Here is a 20,689-nt window from a genome sequence, read left to right on the forward strand (position 1 = left end):
TACAGTCATCAAGACATTAAACATGCAAAGAAGCGTATCAGCCGACTCCGCCATCACCAAGCCAGGAATACGCTATAGGGCAATGACAGGTTTGGTGGGAATTCTGTAGGGGAATGACACCTATTATGGGAAGCAAAGACAGCAATTGTGGGATTTTTCACACGAGGTGAGCTGAGTCAAAGACAAGAATTATGATATCCTACATCCCACCCCTGCCTCCCTCCTCTCCTTTCCACTCTTCAGCCTTCTCCTTCTCTCGACCTTCCACTCTCCACCCCCTCCTCTTTTCCACAAAAAAACGCTCTCCTCTCGGATCAAGCGCTTGTCTCTGACTCCTTTTGCAACAACACCTTCCCCTCATCCTCACCCTCTCACCACATCAATCGCCACCCAACTCACTCCATTTCCTCCATGGCCTACTCCCCTTTAGCATTTTTTGCCAATTGGCCTCCTTCCTTTTTATCAACAACATCTTAAATGGCCCCTTTCGTCTACCTGAAAATGGCCCTTTTAACAGGCCCTTTATCAGAGTATACTTCTTGGTGTCAGGAAAAGACAAGAGCACGAACGCTGCATTGCAGAAAGGAGAGAAAACAGTGCTAGACAAAGGACAACGCATACAAGCGATCGCCATTACCGCCTTTGGCGGCCCTGATCAACTCAAGCTTGTGGATCTGCCTGTGCCCCCTGTAGCCCAGAGCAAGTCCTCATCAGCGTCCAGGCAGCCGGCGTCGGGATGTGGGATGTGAAAACGCGGCAAGGAAGCATGGTATTAGAAGGGCAACAGTTTCCGCTCGTGCTTGGTTGGGAATCAGCAGGGATCATTGCAAAGGTGGGAGAGGCAGTCACGGGATGGGATGTGGGAACCCACGTGATCTGCGCGACCTACCAGGTCGGCATTGGTCATTATGCTTCTGCCGTGGCTGTCCCTGCGAATCTCATCGCTCCAATGCCCTCCTCGCTCGATGCCCTGCACGCATCTGCCCTTCCCGTCAACGGGCTGACCACTTACCAGGCGATTTTCGAACTGCTGAAGATCCAACCGGGAGAAACGCTCTTGATTACCGGTGCGGCGGGAGGAACCGGCACGTTTGCTGTCCAACTGGCTGCGCGCGTTGGAGCACACGTCATGATCACTGCCAGGAGCGAGCACCACCCGTACCTTCAGCAACTGGGAGCAAGCGAACTCATTGATTATACGCAAACGGACTTCGCGGAGGCTGTCCACGCAGCTCATCCTGAGGGCATCGATGCGGTCCTGGACTGTGTTGGGGGAGAGACAGCGGCAAGAAGTCTGCAGGTGGTACGCGAGAGGGGGCGGCTCGTCACCATTGTCGACCTTGAGCAGGTGACACCCACCCGTCATATTGACACGCACGTACTCTACTTCCGCCCTGATGGACGACAATTGGCCGAACTGACGAAGCTGGTGAACCATGGTCAGTTGACGGTTCACCTTGATCAGGTGTTTCCCCTCGTCATGGCCAGGCAGGCTCATGAGCGACTGGAGACGCGGCACCATCAAGGAAAAATCATGCTCAATGTACCAGGATGAAGACCCTCTCTGGTCAAGTCCTCAAAAACCATGAGGAGGTAGTGTCAACGCAAGGATAATTGTTGCGTTTATCGCCAGAAATGCTGGAGAGAAGTGGGCGCCGGCCCAAAATCCTCTCGGAAGAAAGCCCGCTGAAAGACCTCACATGAAGGTTCAGTGGTAAAAGCGCATCAAGAGAAAAATGTACGTTGACAATACCCGCGGTTGTCGCCTGGGGAGAATGACTCAGGAAGAGGTCCTCAGCCAAGAAGCATTACGCCATCCTATCTCCTCCTACTTTCTCTCTACCGAAAAGGGAGATACCATCATGCCGACAGAACTATCCTTCACCATGTGTTTTCTTGGAGAGGCGGTTTTCCGTTGTACATAAGCGCTGCAATGGAGAGCCCTAAAAGCAGCCCCTGAAAGGGCCCGGGGCAGATGCTCATTGCTCCTGGCCTCTCCGAGAAACGCACGTATTGCATACACACACTTTTTCATCGCTTGTTCCAACCGATGTGACAGAAGAGGGATCATCTCCATTGCATGATATTTTTTGAGGTTCAAAGCTGGAAAACATCTTTGCCACCAGGGATGGGGATACGTGAAAGGGAGAGAGACAGTATGATGTTCAATCCACAAAGCAGCGAGTCAAGCATGCTCACATCGCGTGAAATGCTCCTCAGCACGCTTGAGACGCTTCCTGATGCGTTGTTTGTCGTCGATGACGCCACCACGATTGTGTATGCCAATGCCAGCGCGCAGACCATGCTCGGCACTACACAAGAGGCGCTTGTTGGAAACAGCTTCTGGTGCCTTGCTCCTCACCTGGTGAGCACAGCGCTCTACCAGGCGGTGCTCAAGGCCAGGCAGACGCGGAAACTGACCGACGTGGAATATCGTTCCCCGGTGACCCAGACCTGGTTCCATGCACAGATCTCGCCCACCGGAGTGGGCCTCGCGGTCGTGTTCCAGGAAAACACGGAACCAACGCAGTGCCAGGACGCCCTTTACCAAAGTGAACAGCGGTATCGGGATCTCCTGGAGCACAGTGCTGAGCGGGTCGCGATGTTGACACCAGAGGGACTGATTCTGGAGATCAGTCAGCGTCCCTTGATGGACGCGCAGGTCCAGCTCAAGGAGGTGATTGGCAAATCGCTCACCGCTGTTCCCTGGTGGTCGTCTGTCCCGCATGCTCAAAGGCAATTATGTGCGGCGATCGAACAGGCCAGACAGGGAGTGACGGTACGCTTTGAAGCCCGCGTCTGTCCACACCCAGGAAGGTATCTCGACCTTGCGTTGACGCTGACGCCCCAGTGCGGGACAAATCAGCAGGTCGAGTATCTGATCTGTAGGGGATTCGATATTACCCGGTACAAGCGCGTGGAAGAGGAACTTCGTACTGTGCTCGATACCGTGCCCCAATTTGTCTGGGTCAGGCGGCCTGATGGTTCCATCGCCTACTGTAATCGACGCTCGCACGACTATGCCCATATGATGTCCGAGCAATGCACAGAGGATGAATGGCTCCAGCACCTGCCTCCCGCTGACCGGCAGTGCATCCAGGGCATGTGGCACACAGCCCTCCGAACGGATATCACGCATGATGAAGCGGTCTCACTTCAGTTTGTACATCCTGAGGATCGAGAGCGGGTCTTGGCTCTTCAGCGCCAGGCATTAGAGACAGGGGAACCCTATGAGTTTGAATATCGCCTCAGGGAGAGACAGCCGGGCACCTATCGCTGGTTTTTATCACGGGGTGTGCCTCTGCGGAGCGAGGAGAGGCAGGTCGTCCAATGGGTTGGTACCTGCACCGATATTCAGAGGCAGAAACAAACCGAGGACGCCTTGCACCAGAGCCAGGAACGCGTGAACCATCTCATGAGTTCCAGCGTGATCGGGATCTTTTTCGCCGAAGGCGACGTGGTGGTGGAAGGGAACAACACCTTCCTGAGGATGACGGGCTATAACCGAGACGAGCTGTGCCGGCAGTGTATCAACTGGGGCAGTTTCACCCTGCCAACCTCGAAGCCCTCGCTGTTCCAGCAAGTGCACCAGGAACTGGTCGTGCAGCAAGATACCACACCCTTTGAAGCCGAACTCGTGTGTAAGGATGGTAGCCGCCTGGACGTGCTCATGGGAGGAGTGGCCTTTCATGGTGAGGTGCTCCAGGGCATCGGCTTTGTGTTGGACAACTCAGCCCGCAAGGAGCTGGAGCAGCGCAAAGATCACTTTCTAGGGATGGTCAGCCATGAACTCAAGACACCGCTCACGTCCTTGAAGCTGCAAACGCAACTATTACGAAAGCAACTGGGAAAGCAAGGCATCTACAACGCGGATACCGTTCTTTCCCGGATGGAGGCACAACTCAACATGGTTACCCGATTGGTCGGAGAGTTGCTCGACCTCTCCAAAATTCAGGCTGGCACCCTGGAGTATGCCCAAGAAACGGTGAATATGGACGACGTGCTCCAGGAGGTCGTTGAGATCGTGCAACAGATGCAGACGACCCATACCATCGTCGTGCATCGTGCCGCGTCCCCCCCTCTTCTGGTCGGGGATAAGGACCGGCTCGAGCAAATGTTGCTGAACCTGATCAGCAACGCGATCAAATATTCCCCAGGAGCCAACACGATAGAGGTGGATACCAAGGCATCCGAAGAGGCCGTGACGCTCAGCGTGCATGATCAGGGTATCGGCATTCCACGAGAGCAGCACGAGAAAATCTTTGAGCGCTTCTATCGGGCGGTTGCTCCACATCAGCGCGCCTTTCCAGGCCTCGGAATGGGTTTGTATATTGTCGCGGAGATTGTGAAATACCATGGAGGATCCATCACGATGGAGAGCGAAATGGGAAAAGGATCGACTTTTCAGGTGACGCTTCCCCTGAAAAGAACATAAGGAGCGCATATGTATACGTTCCAGCCACAAGCATGGAATGATGTTCTTGCTGTCAAGCGTATTCTCATTGTCGAAGATGATCCCATCCTTGGCAATCTCCTGCTGGAAGTGCTCCAGGAGGAGGCAATCTATCAAGGGCATCTTGCCCCGAGCGGCGAGATGGCGCTGAATATGCTGCAAACGATCACGCCTGATTTGTTTCTGCTCGACTACCATCTCCCTGGGATGAATGGGCTGGAACTCGCCAACCAGTTGCAGCGTAGAGAAGGAGGTGAGCACACACCCATCCTCCTGATGAGTGCCGATTTGCCACAAGAAAGCGGCGCCTTGGATCATCTCAGAACGCTCCAGAAACCCTTTGATCTGGAGACGCTGCTGCAATTGATCGCAGAACTGCTTGCACCATAAGGAGAAATGGGCTTTTAAAATATGCGATAGAGGCCGTCATGCTCACATAAGGAGAGTATGACGGCCTCTGCGGTTTCTAGAAAAGCAGAACAACATACTTGACACACGCAACAAAGTGGATGTTCTCTTTTCTACACTCACCCATTGAGCACCTGTACGCCTCCTATGGCTGTACAATACCTCCTCTCACTATTTTCCCCTCTCAATGGTTTGGAAGAAGCAAAGGCCCTTTATTGATGAGTTTACTGATGTTCCTGCGGCGGCCAAATTTCTCGAAACGTACTTCGGGTTACGCAGCCAGGGAGGCAACAAAGGGTTTACGGTCCTCTCCGACGACGATAATCTGGTACTCACCTTGATGAAAGCTGGTCAGGTGAGCTATCCAGGCACATTTCATATCGGCTTTGTCCAGGAAAGCGAGGAGCGTGTTAACGAGATCTATCAACGCTTGAAAGACGACGGATTTGAAATGAAGCCCCCGGAACGGAGTCATGCCTGGACATTTTATGTTCAAGCGCCAGGCGGGTTCCTGGTCGAGGTTCTGGCTTAGCCTACGGCGTCCAGATCTCTCGGATTTCCTGGAGTGGTTGGTTCTGCCCACACAATCGAGAGAGGATGAATAGCGTGTACAAGCCGAGCTCCTCTGAACACGAAAATGGGATGCGCCTCTTTCCGAGGCTCAAAATGAATTCATATTATAAACGGACCACGGAGCAATAGCCGCGTATGCTAGTAGCGGGCCCGCTGCTGACGTACACGGCTACTTAAGTGAAAATGGCGTATATATAAGCGCACTCCGCAACACTCTCGCCAGAGCATGCACATCTGCTCGTAGTGCCTCTGGAGTTGCGTTTGCGAAACCAAGCACGAGGCCGTCACGCTTGAGGGGTTGCATGCTAAATCGCGAAACAGGCAGTATTCTCAGACCTTGATTTGCAGCCAGTTCGACTACGCTATCGGCACTTACCCCCTCCGGCAGCCAGGCAACCAGGTGGATGCCAGCTTCTGGTATAGTAACGTCCAGAATATTGCCCAGCTCCTGGTTCAAGGCATTCACCAGGGCATCGCGCCGCTCCATGTAGAGTCCACGCATCTTGCGTAGGTAGCGCGCGAAATGCCCCTCGGTAATAAAATCGGTCAGGGCCATCTGCTCCAGCAGCGGCAGGTGTACATCGACGAAGCGGCGGGTGGCAAGAAAGCCCTCCAGCAACTGTGGTGGCACGACCATATATCCCAGGCGCAACGAGGGAAAGAGCACCTTACTAAAGGTGCCAATATAGATCACGCGCCCCGCACGATCAAGGCCATGCAACGCCTCCAGAGGCCGCCCGCTGTAACGATACTCGCTATCATAGTCATCCTCGACTATCCAGCCTTGCGTCTCCCTCGCCCATTCCAGCAGCTCCAGGCGCCGGACCAGGCTCATGGTGACCCCTGTAGGAAACTGATGTGAGGGGGTCACTACTGCCAGGCGCGCCTCGCCTTGAAGCTGTCGTCCTGCCGCGACACTGATACCCTGGCGATCCACAGGCACTGGCAGCATAACAGCTCCTGCAGCCATTAGCGCACCCCTGGCCCCAAAGTAGCCCGGATCCTCAACCCAGGACTGCTCGCCAGGATCGAGCAAGACGCGCGCCACCAGGTCGAGCGCGCCCTGTGCTCCGGCTGTGAGTATGATCTGTTCAGGCATACAATGTACACCACGCGTAATGCCGATGTGAGCCACAATGGCCTCGCGCAAAGGTCCATAGCCCTGCACATCCTGATAACGTGAGTGGGCTTGCAGCGATTGCCGGGCGTGTTTCGCTATCAACCTGGCCCAGATCTCATAGGGAAAGTACGCCACTTCAGGCTCGCCCACCAGGAACACATCTTTATCTGAACTGACTTCTGTCTTCTGCCCAAAAGCAAACTCGTCAAGCAAGACTTGACCACGCCGCGCCAGCAAGCCGCGCTGTGTCGCAGGAGCAACCCTCCTATCTTGTTTAGAGCCATTTCCACTCGCCTGCGCCAGTTGCTCCGGCTCCAAACGGGCCACCCGCGTCCCATCTCCCACCCGGCTCTCCAGATATCCCTCCAGCAATAACTGTTCGTAGGCCAGAGCCGTCGTATTACGCGATACCCCTAGCTGGCTAGCCAGGACACGCGTCGAGGAGAGGCGTGTTCCCGTCTCCAACTGGCCCGCCAGGATTTGCGCCCGCAAGCGCTCATAAAGCTGGCGATAGAGCGGCGCCTGCGCGTTCTGATCAAGTATAATCTCCGGTTTATCCACCAGTCTCGCCCGCTTTGGCATAAGTTACAGCTCCCTTTGCTGAAAGCGCTCAAAATTTTTTTACTCAAAAATGGCACTGCCATAATAATATAAATTGGCTCTTCAAGCAAGTCTATTATTAAGATATACTACCTCCAGAAAGAAAACAACTACATGAAACACTTGCTAGTTACCCCGATGGCAAGTCAGACGAACGGGGTCAAGGGACTCTGCCCCTTGCTAGTGCTACGTTCCTCAATGACATGAATAAAGCGATGAACCGAGGCCTGGAGTCCAAAGAGAGGTCGACTGTTCGCAGGTCTCGGCTTGTAGAAATGATAGCGCCATTAAGGAATACAGCATTACCCTCTTCTGTCAGAGATGGTAGGTGCTCAAAACAGAGCACCGTGTTTTTGGGCAGGGACGTTGAAGAGTCCTTGGCTTGCAGAGGGTGGTGCTCTCCATACCTCACTGGCTGTCTCTCCCTCTCTGACAAAAGAGGGATTAGCGAGGTCACGGTTGAGCAAATTGAAGCCGCGCAGAAGTTATTCCAGGTTGGAACGGTCCAGAATCTCTACAATCTAGTGATGCGCCAGAGCGAGGATGTGCTTGAGTATTGCCAACGCGCCAATATCGGGTTTATTCCCTGGTTTCCGCTGGCTGCGGGGAGCATGACACAGCCAGGCTCCCCACTCGATGCTCTCGCGAAAGAGAAACATACGACCCCCAGTGGTATCGCCCTCGCATGGATACTGAAGCGTAGCCCCATCATGTTGCCAATCCCTGGCACCAGCCAGCTGAAGCACCTGGAGGAGAATATAGCAGCTACCAACATTGAACTCAGCGATGAAGAGTTTCAGCAGCTCAACGAACTGGGCCAGCGCGAGTGGCAGAGACATCAGATTGATAAATCTCAATACATGAAGGATCTGGAAAAGTAGGCAATATGCACGCCAAACGGCGCGTTATAGGGTCCATGCTTGCATGAACTCTCTTCGCCGGGCGATACGTTCTCACGGCGCGAATAAGGCCATGTCAGCATGGGCCCTACAAGATCTACTGCGTAAAGCAGTTTTTCATAGAAGAAGAAAGAGTTTTCCTATGTCACAAACGCAAGCTCATTGCTCGATAGCGGGGGAACAGGCGTCTCCCACGCGCATTAATCCTCGCATCATCCTGCTTTCGCTGGGCATGTTTGCCCTGGGCACGGATGCCTTTGTCGTAGCGGGCGTGCTCCCCACAATCGCGAAAGAGACTGAAGTAAGCGCGGGATTGGCGGGCCAATTGATAACCGTCTTCGCTTTGACCTATGGGCTGGGAGCGCCTCTCCTGGCGGCACTAACAGGACGTTGGCCGCGTAACCGAGTCCTGATAGGCGCACTTGGCCTGTTCTGTCTCGCCAATCTTGCTTCGGCGCTCTCCCCATCGTTTCAGCTCCTACTACTTACACGTATCCTGGCTGGCTGTTGCGCCGCCACCTATGCTCCTATGGCCTATACCGTAGGGATCTCGCTGGCTCCTCCGGCCAAACGAGGTCAGGCACTGGCACTGGTCGTCATGGGGGTGACCGTTGCCACTGCCCTGGGTGCACCGCTTGGGACATGGATTGGTGAGAACTTTGGCTGGAGGTTCTCATTTGCTCTGGTGGCAATCCTGGCCGGATTAGCGTTTTTCTTACTCGTGGTCTGCGGATTACCCAGATCAGCTACATCGACATCACTCTCACTAAAAGAGCGCCTGTTGCCCATTACATATCCACGTGTTATCCTGGCGCTCACACCAGCTCTCCTGTGGAATATTGGCTTCTACATCTGCTATTCCTATATTGCATTGCTCTTACAACAAAATATGCATATATCTGATGTAAGCGTATTGCTTGTCTGCTCCGGCCTGGGCACGTTTATTAGTAGTTGGGTCGGGGGATTGCTCGCAGATCGCTTTAGCTCATTCCGACTTTTACCGCTCTTACTGGTCACGTTATTGCTGATACAGCTTACCCTCCCCCTGCTCACCACCACGATCATAGGTGGGGCGCTCACGCTCTTTCTCTGGGCGATGAGCTTCGGTTTGCTTTTTATTCCTCAACAACGGCATTTACTAAATACGGCTCCCGAGCACGCGAATGTTATTCTGGCACTAAATAACGCTACATTCCAGATGGGGATTGCGATTGGAGCGGCCGTGGGCGGCCTGGCCCTCCGCTCCTTCGCGATCACGCAACTGGCCTGGGTAGGAATGATAAGTATTCTCCTGGCGCTGTTGATCGTAGCCATCAGTCCTCTCCAGAACGGAGAGAGACCACAGGCTTTCCCTGACTCGCCGGAGTGACCGCTCTTCCCGCGGCGGTCGTGCCTCTAAGGCTCTTTGCTCACTAACCAGTATTAAAGGCGGAAAGAATGTGCCTGTCAGCTTGCCAGATTCACACAGTAGAGGAGGAAATAGATGAGGCTATGATGCGTATGCAGCATGGGTTTCTCAGGCGACCGCTTTGGTATCGGTGACCCAACGACTAATGGGCTGTTCCCCCTCAAATTCCCGGTTCAGAAGATTGGGAGCAAAGCGCCCCTTCGGATCACTCTTTGTGGTGGGCTTGCGCTTGACGTGTGTGCTGATCCTTAACTAAGGAAACATGCTCATATTGATACCTCTTGTAGCAGGATTAGCCCTTGGTTTTGGCCTTGAGTCTGCTTTTGAGGACCACGGGATAGCGCGGGACAGGCTGCGGGTGGAACCCGCTGGCTCGACCAGGCGATTTTCCTCGTGGTTGGCACGCCCGAGCGGGTGTTCCTACCAGCACCAAAAGCGATGGCATCGTTCGACGAACCTGCCGGGGCGTCAGTGGACGTTGTGCTGGCTCCCAAAGCCGATAGAGCGCCTGCCCACAGTGGCGGGCCAAGACCAACTGATTCAAGGCCAACGCTACCAACAGGCTCCAGCGCTCAAATTGCTCGGGCGTTCGGACACGAGCCTGGGTCCAGAGCAAGTCTTGCTTCATGAAGCGGTAGCCATACTCTTGCGAAAAACGATGGGCATATGTCGGAACGATTTCTTCCAAGGGCATCTCTGCCGAGAGGTGGACAAACCAGCTCTCACGTGGATCACGCTGGTATTAGCAACTTGGCAATGAAGCTGAACCATATGTTAGAATAGCTTCATGAAAACACACACTCTTGCTCCCAATTACAAAGGCTTTCGCTTTCTTACCCTCCGGAAATTATCAGCCATGCAGTCTGGCTGTATTTCCGCTTCTCGCTCAGTTTTCGCGATGTTGAGGAGCTTCTGGCCCAGCGCGGGATCGTCGTCACCTATGAAACGGTGCGGCAATGGTGTTTGAAATTCGGCCAGACCTCTGCCAATGACGTGCGTCGTCGCCGTCCTCGTTGTGGCGACACATGGCACATGGATGAAGTGTACCTGAAGATCAACGGGAAAACGCATTCTCTCTGGCGGGCAGTGGATCAGGATGGCAGCGTGCTGGATATTCTGGCGCAGAGCCGACGAAACAAACATGCAGCGAAACGCTTCTTCCGGAAGCTCCTCAAAGAGCTCCAATACATCCCGCGTGTGATTATCACGGACAAACTGGCCAGCTACGCCGCCGCAAAGAAGGAAATCCTATCGCATGTTGAGCATCGCCAACACAAGGGTTTAAACAACCAAGCGGAACGTTCGCATCAACCAACGCGGCAACGCGAGCGCACTATGCGGCGCTTCAAATCCCCTGGCCAAGCCCAAGGCTTTCTCTCCGCTTTTGGGCCGATCTTGGATCACTTTCGACCAAAAAGGCATCGTCTCACTGCCAGGGATTATCGCGCCCTCATGCAGGATCGCTTCCAGGTGTGGAGCGAGGTGACTGGCGGGAAAGTTGCCGCCTAACGCCACACGATCCTCTCCAATCCTTCGCTTCCTTCTTCCTCTTCTCCATTTCTCTCAAAAAGCTCTTCGACTTCTTCATCAAGTTGACAATACCACCGAGAGTGTGTATGAACCACTAGGATACTTTATAAAGCTACTCCACCACCTGGATGACAACTTTGCCACGCATGTGGCCACTTAAACTATGCTCATATGCCTGACGCGTTTCAGCTAATGGATAGATGCTATTCACAACAGGTTTCATATGACCTTCATCAACGAACTCGGCAATGCGTGCTAGTTGCTCATGGTTAGGGCGAACAATAAACCACTTTGCATCCCGCTCATATTGCTTCGCCCACTCAAAGATCCTATTCTCCTGCTCGCCAGCAATACCAACCAGGATACCGCCTTTTTTCAGGACCTTAAATGACCGTTTCTGTGTCTCGTCACCAATGGTATCCAACACAAAGTCAACGTCGCTGACAACATCTTCAAAACGCATCGTTGTGTAATCAATAAGCTGATCTGCACCAAGTGCACGCAAAAACTCATGATGCCGTGCCGATGCGACTGCGATCACCTGCGCGCCAGCCCAATGCGCGATCTGCACAGCATAGTTTCCTACACCACCAGCAGCTCCTTGAATCAAGACGCGCTGTCCCCGCTTCAACGATCCCTGCTCAAAGAATGCTTGCCAGGCAGTCAGTGCCGAAAGTGGTAACGTCGCCGCCTCAATGTGGCTACTACGACGAGGCTTCAGGGCAATTTCAGCTGGTTCGACAATGGTATATTCAGCCTGGGCGCCATTTCTCCAGAAACTGCTCAGTCCATAGACGTCGTCACCCACGTTAAATGCTGTGACACCCTCACCTAATTCAACAACTGAACCAGAAATCTCATGACCCATGATGATTGGCTTCGCACGCTCTTGCCCATCGGCAGTCTTCCACGTTGGAACCCATTCGAGCTCCTGCGGAGAAATACCAACAGCATGCACTTGAAGTAAAATCTCACCGGCTCCAATGTGAGGTTGCTCCACATCCCCATATTCGATGACTTCTGGGCCACCTTGCTGAGCAGTAATATATGCTGCTTTCATTCTCTCTCTCTCCTTTACCTGAACATATCAAACGAATACGAGTTTGCTGGATATTCATTCTAGTCATAATGAGAGTGTATTATCCTCTCATGAGAGGTCTTCTTTTTTATTCACTTTGCTCACTTGCTTACAGCTCGTTGCGCATACCGTGGAAAGAACAACTCTTCACGCTTACTACTGCCTGCGGCCCTCTCCGATTGTCAAACCACATCGCTTTCATGCTGTGAGACCTCCAGAGTATGTGCTACACCTATGGTTTATGAGAGAAGCATACTCTAGAAAAGGGACATCTTCCAGAGCCATTTGTCCATAACTGGGCTGCGGCCAGTCATTCACCCTTGCCACCTCACTCACCAGCGCGTGAATCGCACTCACTGGCCGCTCAATCCTCTCCAGCCCCAGTCCCTCAATGAGTGCGATCAACTCCTCCGGCACACCTCGCACCTGCCCTCGATCTGCACGCCCTCCTGGCGCCAGACCGCTCAGCCCCTTTTCCCGATACACTCGCATCCAGCGCTGCACCGTCGACAATGACACCTGCTTCTCTCTGGCCACCCACGACTGCGTCATCCCCTCTTCCAGACAGGGCCGCAGCAACGCATACCGCTCCAGCGCACACTCTCGCTCCCTCGGCGTTAACCCCGCCAACTTCACCGACGGCTCTTCTTCCATCCCCTTTCCTTCCTCCTCCTCATTCTCGCCTCATTCTCACCTCTCCCTCGCATTTCTCCCACTCTATCGAGCAAAACATACTCTGTCAATCAATACACGTGACAATATCTTCATGCTTCATTCTATTCATAAAAATATATGTACATCACAAGACAAAAAAACGGAATCAATTTCTCCGCTCTTTTACGTCATTCTTTCTCCGCTTTTCAACGAAGCAGCCTGCCTTTTCCCTTCCACCTGACCTCCTTCCCCTCGCTTGTCAGGCTCTCACATCATTTCATTGATAGACTATATGAAATACACTCCCTTCACAGAATTCGCAACATATCCTTCATTTTTCGTGAAAATTTACAGACGATCACGTTCCTCTCAGATGACATTCGATCCGCAGTTGCGACAGGCTTACGAGCCGCAGAGGGGAAGAATCTGCTGATCATCGGTGCCAACCTTGCCCGTCAATGTCTCGAGGTAGGGCTGATTGACGAGATCCTCGTGCATGTAGCGCCCATCTTGCTCGGTGATGGTGTCCACTTCTTTGCCCGAAAGGCGGGCGAACAGGTTGCCTTAGAGACGATAGCCGTCTCACAAGCAGAGCAACTGACCACCCTTCGTTTCCGCGTGAGAAAGGCATGAACAGACGCAACAGATGGGGGATGAACGCACCTCTCCGGCCAAGGGCACGCTCGCCATAGAGAGACCAGTTCCAAAACCTGGCATAGCAAAATGGCTCCGTACTTTCCATATAAAATGGCCCTTGTAGGAAGACCATTACCATTCTATAATTTTGCCAGGTAAAGCACTTCGGAGCCACATGCAGGTACATATCCATTCAGAAGCTTCCTTTTAGCTCAAGACTTCTCGGCGTCTGCGGCATTTCGTTGGGTCATGTGTCGGTCCTGCTGGAGAGATCAGCCTGGGAATGCGCTGGAAGGATGAGGAAGAACAAGGAGACATGTAAGAGATGAAAGCTATTCGCCTCTATGCTCAGAGTGGACCCGATCAATGTGTGTTCGAAGATGCACCACAACCTCAGCCAGGAGTGGGAGAAGTCCTGATTCGTGTCCATGCGACAAGTGTGATGTGGCAGGAACCTACCTGGTCGGAAACCTGGAAAACACCGGCTGGTATCGAACGTCAGCATCCCATACCAGGTCATGATGTTTCTGGCGAGGTCGTTGAAGTAGGACCCGGCGTAGAGGACGAGGAAAGGAGGAGATGACCATGATGCTGGTGACAGGCACAACGAGTGCTGTGGGGAATGCCGTCCTGAAAGAACTCTTGGCACGGAAGATCCCAGTGCGTGCCTTCGTGCGTAAACCGTCTGTTGCTGAAAAGCTGGAGGCGCAGGGCGTAGAAACATTTTTAGGAGATATGACAGAGCGAGAAAGCGTCCAGAAAGCGCTTCAGGGAATCGAGCGCGTCTATCTTATTTCCTCCACCACTGCGCATCTCTTGGCGATCGAGCAGCTATGGGCTGAGGAAGCCAGAAAAGCTGGTGTACGCTACCTCGTCAAACAATCGGAAATCGGGGCAGACCCTCAATCGTTGAGCCCTTTACTTCACTATCATGGGAGAGCAGAGGACGCAATTCGCACCTCAGGCGTACCCTATACCATTCTACGTACGCTCTACTTCATGCAAAACTTTGCCCCAATGTACGCTCATTCAATTAGCTCCAGAGGCATGATCTATGCCCCGCTGGCGAATGCGCGCATTAGCTATGTGGATGCACGCGATGTTGGTGCGGTCGCGGCGCATCTGCTCACCGAAGAGGGGTACCAATACCAGGAATATGAGGTGACTGGCCCAGAGGCGATCACGTGCACACAACTGGCGGAGATATTCTCTTCGTTATTGCATACCCCGGTTCGCTACGCAACCATCTCTGACGAGGAGGCAGAAAAAGCACTCCTGGGGCTTTACTCCTCCTGGACGGCGCACGCGGTTGTTACGCTGCTACAGTTTTATCGTCAGGGTGGTGGGGACCTTGTTACCCCGGTTGTGGATGAGGTCACAGGCCACAAGCCTTGTACGGCAGCCACGTTCATTTCTGAGCACATACAGAGCTTCCAGACTGCCTGAAGAGAGCATATTTGGATGCTTGTGCAGGAGAAGAAAGCGCGCCAGGCAGGAATTGTATCATTATATAACTTGGAGAGCACTCTATGATCAGTATCGGTAAGCTAGAGCCCTCCGACAGGGCTGTCTGGGAAGACTTGTTCCGCGCCTATATCGACTTTTACCAGTGGGTTGTGCCGCCCGAGATGTACGAACGAGCGTGGTGTGAGTTTCAGGAGGATACGCGTCTGCACGCCTTCGGGGCGAGGCTGGATGGCAGACTTGTCGGCATCACACATTTCTTCATCCATCCCAATACGTCGGGGCCGGATGTTTGCTATCTTCAGGACCTCTTCACCACCCCGGAAGCACGTGGTAAGGGTATCGCCCGCGCATTGATTGCGGCTGTTACAAAGTGGGCCCAGGCTCATGACTGCCGCCGTGTATACTGGCACACTCATGAGTCCAATAGCACGGCACGGCATCTGTACGACAAGGTGGCTGAGAATAGTGGCATCATCATGTACCACATTGAGCTGCCTCGCTAGCTCCGTCATCGCTCTTCATGGGAACCGTGACGCGGTTGCGCACCTGAATCGCGAACAGCATCAGCAAAATGATCACCACCAGCCCGGGTGCGACGATGGTCATGCCCGATGCCATGGTGTCGCTGAAAATCAGACCTCCGACCACTATATGGGTCATCAATGTCCCGCTGGCTAAGGCCAGCTGATGGCAATCCGTCCAATCGTGAGCCTGTGCGAATCTGCGCACCAACCAGATCATTGCAGCGTTCCCAGCAGTGGAACCAGGACGAGTGGGAAGCCTGCAAATGCTGGTTGGAGGCACCAGAGCAGGGAAGCCAGCGCATGTTCTACAAATGCGCCGATGCCAATAATCAGCAGAACCATCAGCGGTGATGGCGCATTGCCCGGAGATTTTGCCTGGAAGGTTTGCCCGGGCAACACGAACAGTGCCACTACTACAAGCATGAGCGCAATCACTGCCACCGTGCCAGGTAGGAACGGAACTGCGCCTGCGCCTGCACACGACTGGAGAGTATCGCTGGTTCTTAGCCCGCGCCATGCCGGTACGTGATGAAACAGGCCAGATCCTCAAGTGGTTTGGCACCTGCACCGACATTGACGATCAGAAACGCATCGAGGAAGCCTTACGAGAGAGTCAGGAGCGCGCGAGCGTCCTGATGAACTCCAGCATTATCGGGATTCATATCATCGAAGGTGAACAGATTGTGGACGCCAACGACACCTTTCTGCGCATGACCGGCTATACCCGCGAAGACCTGCATGCCGGGCGCATGAACTGGATGCACATGACCCCTCCAGACTATCTGGATCGTACCGTAGAGGCCCATCAGGAACTGGCCGCCAAGCGGTTGATGACCCCCTACGAGAAAGAGTACATCTGTAAAGATGGCAGTCGCTTTCCCGTGCTTGTAGGTCGCGTTGCCTTAGCGCATCCCCCCCATCAGGCGATAGGCTTTGTGCTGGATAACTCGGCTCGCCAGGAACTGGAACAACGCAAAGATGCTTTTATCAGCATGGCCAGCCACGAACTGAGGAACCCACTCACGGCCTTGAAAATGCAGACTCAACTGGCACGAAAACGACTGGAAAGGCAATCTCCTCACGAGGCCGCCACAGCGCTTTCCAGAGTAGAGGGGCCCGTCAAGCAACTTGAACGCCTGATCGGAGAGTTACTGGATGTCTCCAAGATCCAGGCGGGCAGACTGGAGTATGTCTGGGAGACAGTCGATCTGGATGCCTTGCTACAGGACATTACCGGCGGCATGCAACAAACTCATCCGAGCCATACCATCATGGTGCGTGGCACCGTGGGGACCAGCCTGATCGGAGATCGAGACCGACTCGACAGGTCTTTATCAATCTGATCAGTAATGCCATCAAGTATTCTCCGGATGCCGAGACGGTCGAGGTGGACCTGAGCGCCTCCGAAGATGCGGTCACGGTCCATGTCCGCGATCATGGCCTGGGCATCCCGCGAGAGCAGTGCGACAAGATTTTTGAGCGGTTCTATCGGGCCACTGATCCCAGGCAGAGAGCGATCCCCGGCTTGGGAATGGGATTGTACATTGTGGCAGAGATCGTCAAGGGCCACGGAGGAACGATCACAGTGGACAGTGAAGCCGGGAAAGGATCGACCTTTACGGTAACCCTGCCCCGCAAGAGGGATACCTAGCAGTTGACGCGCGTCGTGTGCGCGTTATCGGGGTTGTGGTGCAGCGGAAGAGGAACGTGGTTGAAGGCCAATTCGAGCGCGAGAGAGCCTCGGAGAAGCGGTAATGCATGCAAAAAGAGCAGAGAGCGGCCAGGTGAGCAAGTTGTTGTTGGCTGCTCAGAGGAAGCCGATGCCGCAGCGTCATGGGAATGGGGGAACACAGCTCTGTTGAATGAATGGTTGAGGCAGTCTGCCCTGCATGGCTTTCCTCCTTTGCCTGCTTGAGTTGTTGCACCAGGCGTGCTAGAGGGAGGATAGTCCGTATCGAGATGGCTGGCAAGGGAGATGCGGGCAAGGCAACCTCAACCAGGCATTCGAGATTGGTCGCGGCTCGTGGAATCGCGTGCCGTCGCCCAGTAGGCAGAAGCACCATCACATGGGGAGTACTGCGATTTATCCGCACTGGGAGCCGCGGGAGTGTTTGACCGTAGAGAGGGTGCGTTGGATCAGTTACTGTGACTTCACCACATATCCCGTCAAAACGTGGGGTTTCTCGTTGGGTTTGATTCTGCAAACCAGTTGGGAATGGAAGGCTGATCTTCTGGCGCAATCTGCAGATGGACGGATGAATGTGTCATACTACCTGTATTTTCCTTACGTCGACATCCTACGTCGACATCCAATGAGTATTGCCTGAAACTTCAATTCTATCACTAATGGGAGTGATCCTTGCTGTCACGCCTGTTTTATTCATGTTGCTCATAACGCGTCCAGCTTTTTCAGCGTGAGAACAACTGAAAAAGCTGGACGCATCGTTTCTCTATTTCCGGCAAGGCTTTTACACCAGGCTCCTGGGCTGAGGAGCTCTTCACTCTAACGACTGCACATTCACTCGCGTGGAAGACTTTTGTCTTCTTCGCTCTCTTGTGTCGATACACGGATTTTTCTGCATGTACGCTGCCCTGCTTTCAAGAGGTGGATCGAATGGATGTCGTCTTTAAAACGGACATCTGCAGCCTCAGCATTCATCTCCACACTTGTATTTTTTTATGGCTCTCTGTTGGCTCTGGCTTTCTTACGCTTTTGCCGCAATGACCTCGAGTTCAACGAGAATTTCCGGGTAAATCAATTCGGTAACCACAGAATACATGCCTGCTGGACAAACCTCACCCAGGTAACGGCCTCGAACTTGAATATAGGCCGATTTATCCTCCGCGTGAATCAGATACTGGTTGACCTTCACGATATCAGCTATCCCCATGCCAGCAGCTTCCAGGATGGCCAGAATATTCTTCCAGGCCTGGTCGGTCTGCTCCTCAATCGTCTCTGGCACGGTCCCATCAGGCTTGATGCCGGGCGTTCCAGACGCATACAACCAGCGAGCATTGCCTGGGACCTCCACCCCATCACTGTAGCGATCATTGCCGCGACCAATCTGTGCTGCCACCCCTATATTGTGGATTGTGTTCATTCTTCGTCTCCTTGGTTATCCCTATCTCGATTTGAGAGCATATGCGAGAAAGCTCAACGTTCCTTTCAAAGGACATCTTCTCTCAAACAACATCGGTATGCGAGTCATCTTCTTATCAGTCCAATAGATCCTATTCTAGAAGTAGCCCCCTTCTTCGAGATCCTGGAGCAGCGTGGGATGTATTGGTTGCCACCCCAGCAGTTCGCGGGTTAGCGCGCTCGACGTCGGGTTGTCTCTTGAGGAGAAGGGGCCGAGCCAGCGAAAGTGCTTGCCCGCGTCCTCTGGAGCGATGGAGACCACCGGGAGATCGAGATGCCGACCGATCACCTCGGCGATGGTGCGGGTCGGCACGCCCTCGTGTTAGGCGACTGCTTTTCCATTGGTAACCTCATTCCATGCCAGGAAGCGACCCGTATGAGGGCACGGTAATCTCTGGCTGTGAGGCGATGCCGTTTGGGCCGAAAGTGATCCAGGATCGGACCAAATGCTGAGAGAAACCGTTGGGCTTGTCCTGGAGATTTAAAACGTCGCATAGTTCGTTCACGTTGCCGAGTTGGTTGATGCGAACGCTCCGCGCAATTGTTCAGCCCTTTGTGCTGACGATGTTCGACACTTCTCAGGGTCTCCTTCTTCGCTGCAGCGTAGCTAGCCAGTTTGTCAGTGATGATCACCCGTGGCACGTATTGCAAGCCCTTGAGCAGTTTCCGGAAGAATTTCTTGGCCGCATGTGTGTTCCGTCGACTTTGCACCAGGATATCCAAGACATTTCCATACTGATCAACAGCTCTCAACAGAGACGGAACGGTTTTCAAATCAACCAAGCGACAGTCGATCAGCTCCGATGGAGCATGAAATTGCGATCACGCTCAAAATTGGGAATGCCATGCTGTATTTGTAGCAGTTCTGAGCAAGTAGAAATGCACCATGTCCGCCATATTCGGAAAACTGGCGCGAAAAAAACCAGCCGGCATCAACGCCATATTACAACTGATGAATCGAAAACAGATCCCTGTCTGTTCAGAATGCCATCAGAAGATCCATCGAGGCGACTACAGTGGAATACGTCTCTCTGATCTGGCATACAACCCGTACGAATCAGTACAACGTAGGAGATTCCGTGAGAGCCGTATGCGGTGACAAGCTGCACGTACGGTTCGGGAGGGGGAGGTTGATGCTCTTGAGTGATCAAGACCTGGCCTCCTACCTCACGTCGTGAGCGTAACGCCTCACCAGGGAGACCGGGAGATCCGGTCGCAGGGCAAAGGGCAGCAGGAGGAACATTCCAGAAATGCGGGGAGTTGGCTGGCCGTGCAATGCGTAAGTCCTTCCTTATTCCCAATGCGAGAATGTGTTTCCTCTGGAAGGTATTGTCAACTTAACGAAGAAATGGAAGAGCTTTTCGAGAGAAAGGAACCAGGAGCAAAGAAACGTTTACGATTGGAGAACATATGATAGGATTAGGCGGCTGCTTTCCCTGCAGTTACCTCGTTCCAGACCTGGAATCTGCGCTGCATGAGGACACGATAATCTGGAGCGCTGAGATAGTGCCTTTTGAGACGAAAGCGGTCAGAGATGAGACCAAATGCGGAGAGAAACCGTTGAGCATGTCCGGGAGATTGAAAACGTCTCATGGTTCGCTCGCGCTGCCGGGTAGAAGGGAGGGGATGTTGGCGAACCATACGCAAAATGGTATCACGACTGCCGCTGATGCCCAGATCGCTTCCTACTCGTGCTCCTGCCTGTCCTCCCAAGACGAGTCCAAGCTGGCCGAGAGCGTCTTGCAGCCGGATGGTACGTTGGGCATGAGGGTGGCACAGCTCTGGAAGCTGTTCAGTGAAAATCTTTTGCGTGCAGGTGCTCTTTTTGCAGAAGAAGCGGCGCACATGAACGATGAGATGGACAGGGCGACCAGTAGATGGAAGATCGTGTAAGGTTCTTCTATATCGGCTTTGCACTCGCATCGAGAGCGTCCCGCAATTGAGGCATGAGGCAGATGGGGACGTTGTACGCAGCGCCAGTGTGATCTCATCGGCTACATGTGTCTGCTCGATGAGTATCTCGGGAAGATCGGGAAAGATGATCATAGGTAGAGTATGGTATCTCAAAAAGAGGTGAAAATCTGGAAAACTTGTTCAGTTTTCTAGTATATCATATTTGGGAGCAGCAAGGTTGCGTAAGAATCAGGATATGGTTCAAACCAGACATGAAATGGTTCAAAGCCGATAAAAAATGATGTTT

General features: G+C 53.4%; 22 protein-coding genes and 2 pseudogenes. 13 read left to right on the forward strand and 11 right to left on the reverse strand.

Annotated elements, in window-relative coordinates; all coding sequences use genetic code 11:
- Positions 1-596 precede the first annotated feature (596 nt).
- The 5 genes from JMJ16_RS55685 (at position 597) to JMJ16_RS51805 (ending at position 5,393) form a co-directional block, all read left to right on the forward strand.
- Positions 597-749 (forward strand): hypothetical protein, encoded by a 153-nt coding sequence (locus tag JMJ16_RS55685; RefSeq protein WP_236602166.1) that lies wholly within the window; start codon positions 597-599, stop codon positions 747-749.
- Positions 737-1,555: an NADP-dependent oxidoreductase gene (locus JMJ16_RS51790; RefSeq protein ID WP_236602167.1), complete on the forward strand. Its 819-nt coding sequence runs from the start codon at positions 737-739 to the stop codon at positions 1,553-1,555. The genes JMJ16_RS55685 and JMJ16_RS51790 overlap by 13 nt, the downstream gene beginning before the upstream one ends.
- A 603-nt stretch (positions 1,556-2,158) precedes the next feature.
- Positions 2,159-4,435 carry a PAS domain S-box protein gene (locus JMJ16_RS51795; RefSeq protein ID WP_201394474.1) on the forward strand — a complete coding sequence of 759 codons (2,277 nt, stop codon included), beginning with the start codon at positions 2,159-2,161 and terminating at the stop codon, positions 4,433-4,435.
- 9 nt (positions 4,436-4,444) lie between these two features.
- On the forward strand, positions 4,445-4,843 hold the full coding sequence (locus JMJ16_RS51800; protein WP_201394475.1) for a response regulator: 399 nt from the start codon (positions 4,445-4,447) through the stop codon (positions 4,841-4,843).
- Positions 4,844-5,048: 205 nt separating this feature from the next.
- Positions 5,049-5,393 (forward strand): VOC family protein, encoded by a 345-nt coding sequence (locus JMJ16_RS51805; protein ID WP_201394476.1) that lies wholly within the window; start codon positions 5,049-5,051, stop codon positions 5,391-5,393.
- Positions 5,394-5,603: 210 nt separating this feature from the next.
- Here JMJ16_RS51805 and JMJ16_RS51810 read toward each other — a convergent pair whose 3' ends face one another.
- The gene (locus JMJ16_RS51810; RefSeq protein WP_201394477.1) at positions 5,604-7,136 is read right to left on the reverse strand and encodes a PLP-dependent aminotransferase family protein; all 1,533 of its coding nucleotides are present in this window, start codon (positions 7,134-7,136) and stop codon (positions 5,604-5,606) included.
- Between the two features lie 395 nt (positions 7,137-7,531).
- Between JMJ16_RS51810 and JMJ16_RS51815 the strand changes: the two genes are divergently transcribed.
- Complete coding sequence (locus JMJ16_RS51815; RefSeq protein WP_236602169.1) at positions 7,532-8,035, forward strand: aldo/keto reductase; 504 nt, start codon at positions 7,532-7,534, stop codon at positions 8,033-8,035.
- Positions 8,036-8,195: 160 nt separating this feature from the next.
- Positions 8,196-9,422, forward strand: a complete 1,227-nt coding sequence (locus tag JMJ16_RS51820) for an MFS transporter (RefSeq protein WP_201394479.1) — start codon at positions 8,196-8,198, stop codon at positions 9,420-9,422.
- Between the two features lie 331 nt (positions 9,423-9,753).
- On the opposite strand, the gene JMJ16_RS51825 is transcribed toward JMJ16_RS51820, so the two are convergent.
- Positions 9,754-10,149: a hypothetical protein gene (locus tag JMJ16_RS51825; RefSeq protein WP_236602170.1), complete on the reverse strand. Its 396-nt coding sequence runs from the start codon at positions 10,147-10,149 to the stop codon at positions 9,754-9,756.
- Between the two features lie 158 nt (positions 10,150-10,307).
- Here JMJ16_RS51825 and JMJ16_RS51830 point away from each other — a divergent pair, with 158 nt between their 5' ends.
- Positions 10,308-10,970, forward strand: a complete 663-nt coding sequence (locus tag JMJ16_RS51830; protein WP_201394756.1) for an IS6 family transposase — start codon at positions 10,308-10,310, stop codon at positions 10,968-10,970.
- 133 nt (positions 10,971-11,103) lie between these two features.
- Here JMJ16_RS51830 and JMJ16_RS51835 read toward each other — a convergent pair whose 3' ends face one another.
- Together JMJ16_RS51835 and JMJ16_RS51840 are read right to left on the reverse strand one after the other, a co-directional pair.
- On the reverse strand, positions 11,104-12,051 hold the full coding sequence (locus tag JMJ16_RS51835; protein WP_201394480.1) for an NADP-dependent oxidoreductase: 948 nt from the start codon (positions 12,049-12,051) through the stop codon (positions 11,104-11,106).
- 216 nt (positions 12,052-12,267) lie between these two features.
- Positions 12,268-12,723: a helix-turn-helix domain-containing protein gene (locus tag JMJ16_RS51840; RefSeq protein WP_201394481.1), complete on the reverse strand. Its 456-nt coding sequence runs from the start codon at positions 12,721-12,723 to the stop codon at positions 12,268-12,270.
- 138 nt (positions 12,724-12,861) lie between these two features.
- Here JMJ16_RS51840 and JMJ16_RS57785 point away from each other — a divergent pair, with 138 nt between their 5' ends.
- The 4 genes from JMJ16_RS57785 to JMJ16_RS51860 all read left to right on the forward strand — a co-directional run bounded on the left by JMJ16_RS57785 (position 12,862) and on the right by JMJ16_RS51860 (position 15,329).
- Positions 12,862-13,356, forward strand: coding sequence for a dihydrofolate reductase family protein (locus JMJ16_RS57785; protein ID WP_201394483.1), 495 nt, complete (start codon positions 12,862-12,864; stop codon positions 13,354-13,356).
- A 328-nt stretch (positions 13,357-13,684) separates the two neighbouring features.
- Positions 13,685-13,942 carry an alcohol dehydrogenase catalytic domain-containing protein gene (locus tag JMJ16_RS51850; RefSeq protein ID WP_236602171.1) on the forward strand — a complete coding sequence of 86 codons (258 nt, stop codon included), beginning with the start codon at positions 13,685-13,687 and terminating at the stop codon, positions 13,940-13,942.
- 2 nt (positions 13,943-13,944) lie between these two features.
- Positions 13,945-14,805: an SDR family oxidoreductase gene (locus tag JMJ16_RS51855; RefSeq protein ID WP_201394485.1), complete on the forward strand. Its 861-nt coding sequence runs from the start codon at positions 13,945-13,947 to the stop codon at positions 14,803-14,805.
- 83 nt (positions 14,806-14,888) lie between these two features.
- Positions 14,889-15,329 (forward strand): GNAT family N-acetyltransferase, encoded by a 441-nt coding sequence (locus tag JMJ16_RS51860; protein WP_201394487.1) that lies wholly within the window; start codon positions 14,889-14,891, stop codon positions 15,327-15,329.
- Here JMJ16_RS51860 and JMJ16_RS51865 read toward each other — a convergent pair.
- A complete protein-coding gene (locus JMJ16_RS51865) occupies positions 15,301-15,555 on the reverse strand; it encodes a hypothetical protein (protein ID WP_201394489.1) in 255 nt (84 codons plus the stop codon). The two genes, JMJ16_RS51860 and JMJ16_RS51865, sit on opposite strands and share 29 nt — an antisense overlap.
- 8 nt (positions 15,556-15,563) lie before the next feature.
- Positions 15,564-15,773: a hypothetical protein gene (locus tag JMJ16_RS51870; RefSeq protein ID WP_201394491.1), complete on the reverse strand. Its 210-nt coding sequence runs from the start codon at positions 15,771-15,773 to the stop codon at positions 15,564-15,566.
- A 35-nt stretch (positions 15,774-15,808) separates the two neighbouring features.
- Here JMJ16_RS51870 and JMJ16_RS51875 point away from each other — a divergent pair.
- Positions 15,809-17,001 (forward strand): annotated as a pseudogene (locus tag JMJ16_RS51875) (ATP-binding protein); the annotation flags it as partial.
- On the opposite strand, the gene JMJ16_RS51880 reads toward JMJ16_RS51875, so the two are convergent.
- The 5 genes and pseudogenes from JMJ16_RS51880 to JMJ16_RS51900 form a co-directional block, all read right to left on the reverse strand.
- Positions 16,967-17,416, reverse strand: coding sequence for a hypothetical protein (locus JMJ16_RS51880; RefSeq protein ID WP_201394492.1), 450 nt, complete (start codon positions 17,414-17,416; stop codon positions 16,967-16,969). The pseudogene JMJ16_RS51875 and the gene JMJ16_RS51880 sit on opposite strands and share 35 nt — an antisense overlap.
- A gap of 639 nt (positions 17,417-18,055) precedes the next feature.
- Entirely contained in the window at positions 18,056-18,451 is a 396-nt protein-coding gene (locus JMJ16_RS51885; protein WP_201394495.1) for a RidA family protein, read from the reverse strand.
- Between the two features lie 135 nt (positions 18,452-18,586).
- Positions 18,587-18,802, reverse strand: a complete 216-nt coding sequence (locus tag JMJ16_RS51890) for a hypothetical protein (protein WP_201394497.1) — start codon at positions 18,800-18,802, stop codon at positions 18,587-18,589.
- Positions 18,775-19,245 (reverse strand): annotated as a pseudogene (locus JMJ16_RS51895) (transposase); the annotation flags it as partial. The pseudogene JMJ16_RS51895 and the gene JMJ16_RS51890, both read right to left, overlap by 28 nt.
- A gap of 663 nt (positions 19,246-19,908) precedes the next feature.
- Positions 19,909-20,535 (reverse strand): transposase family protein, encoded by a 627-nt coding sequence (locus JMJ16_RS51900; RefSeq protein ID WP_201394499.1) that lies wholly within the window; start codon positions 20,533-20,535, stop codon positions 19,909-19,911.
- Positions 20,536-20,689 lie beyond the last annotated feature (154 nt).

This window comes from Ktedonobacter sp. SOSP1-52, from assembly GCF_016587395.1.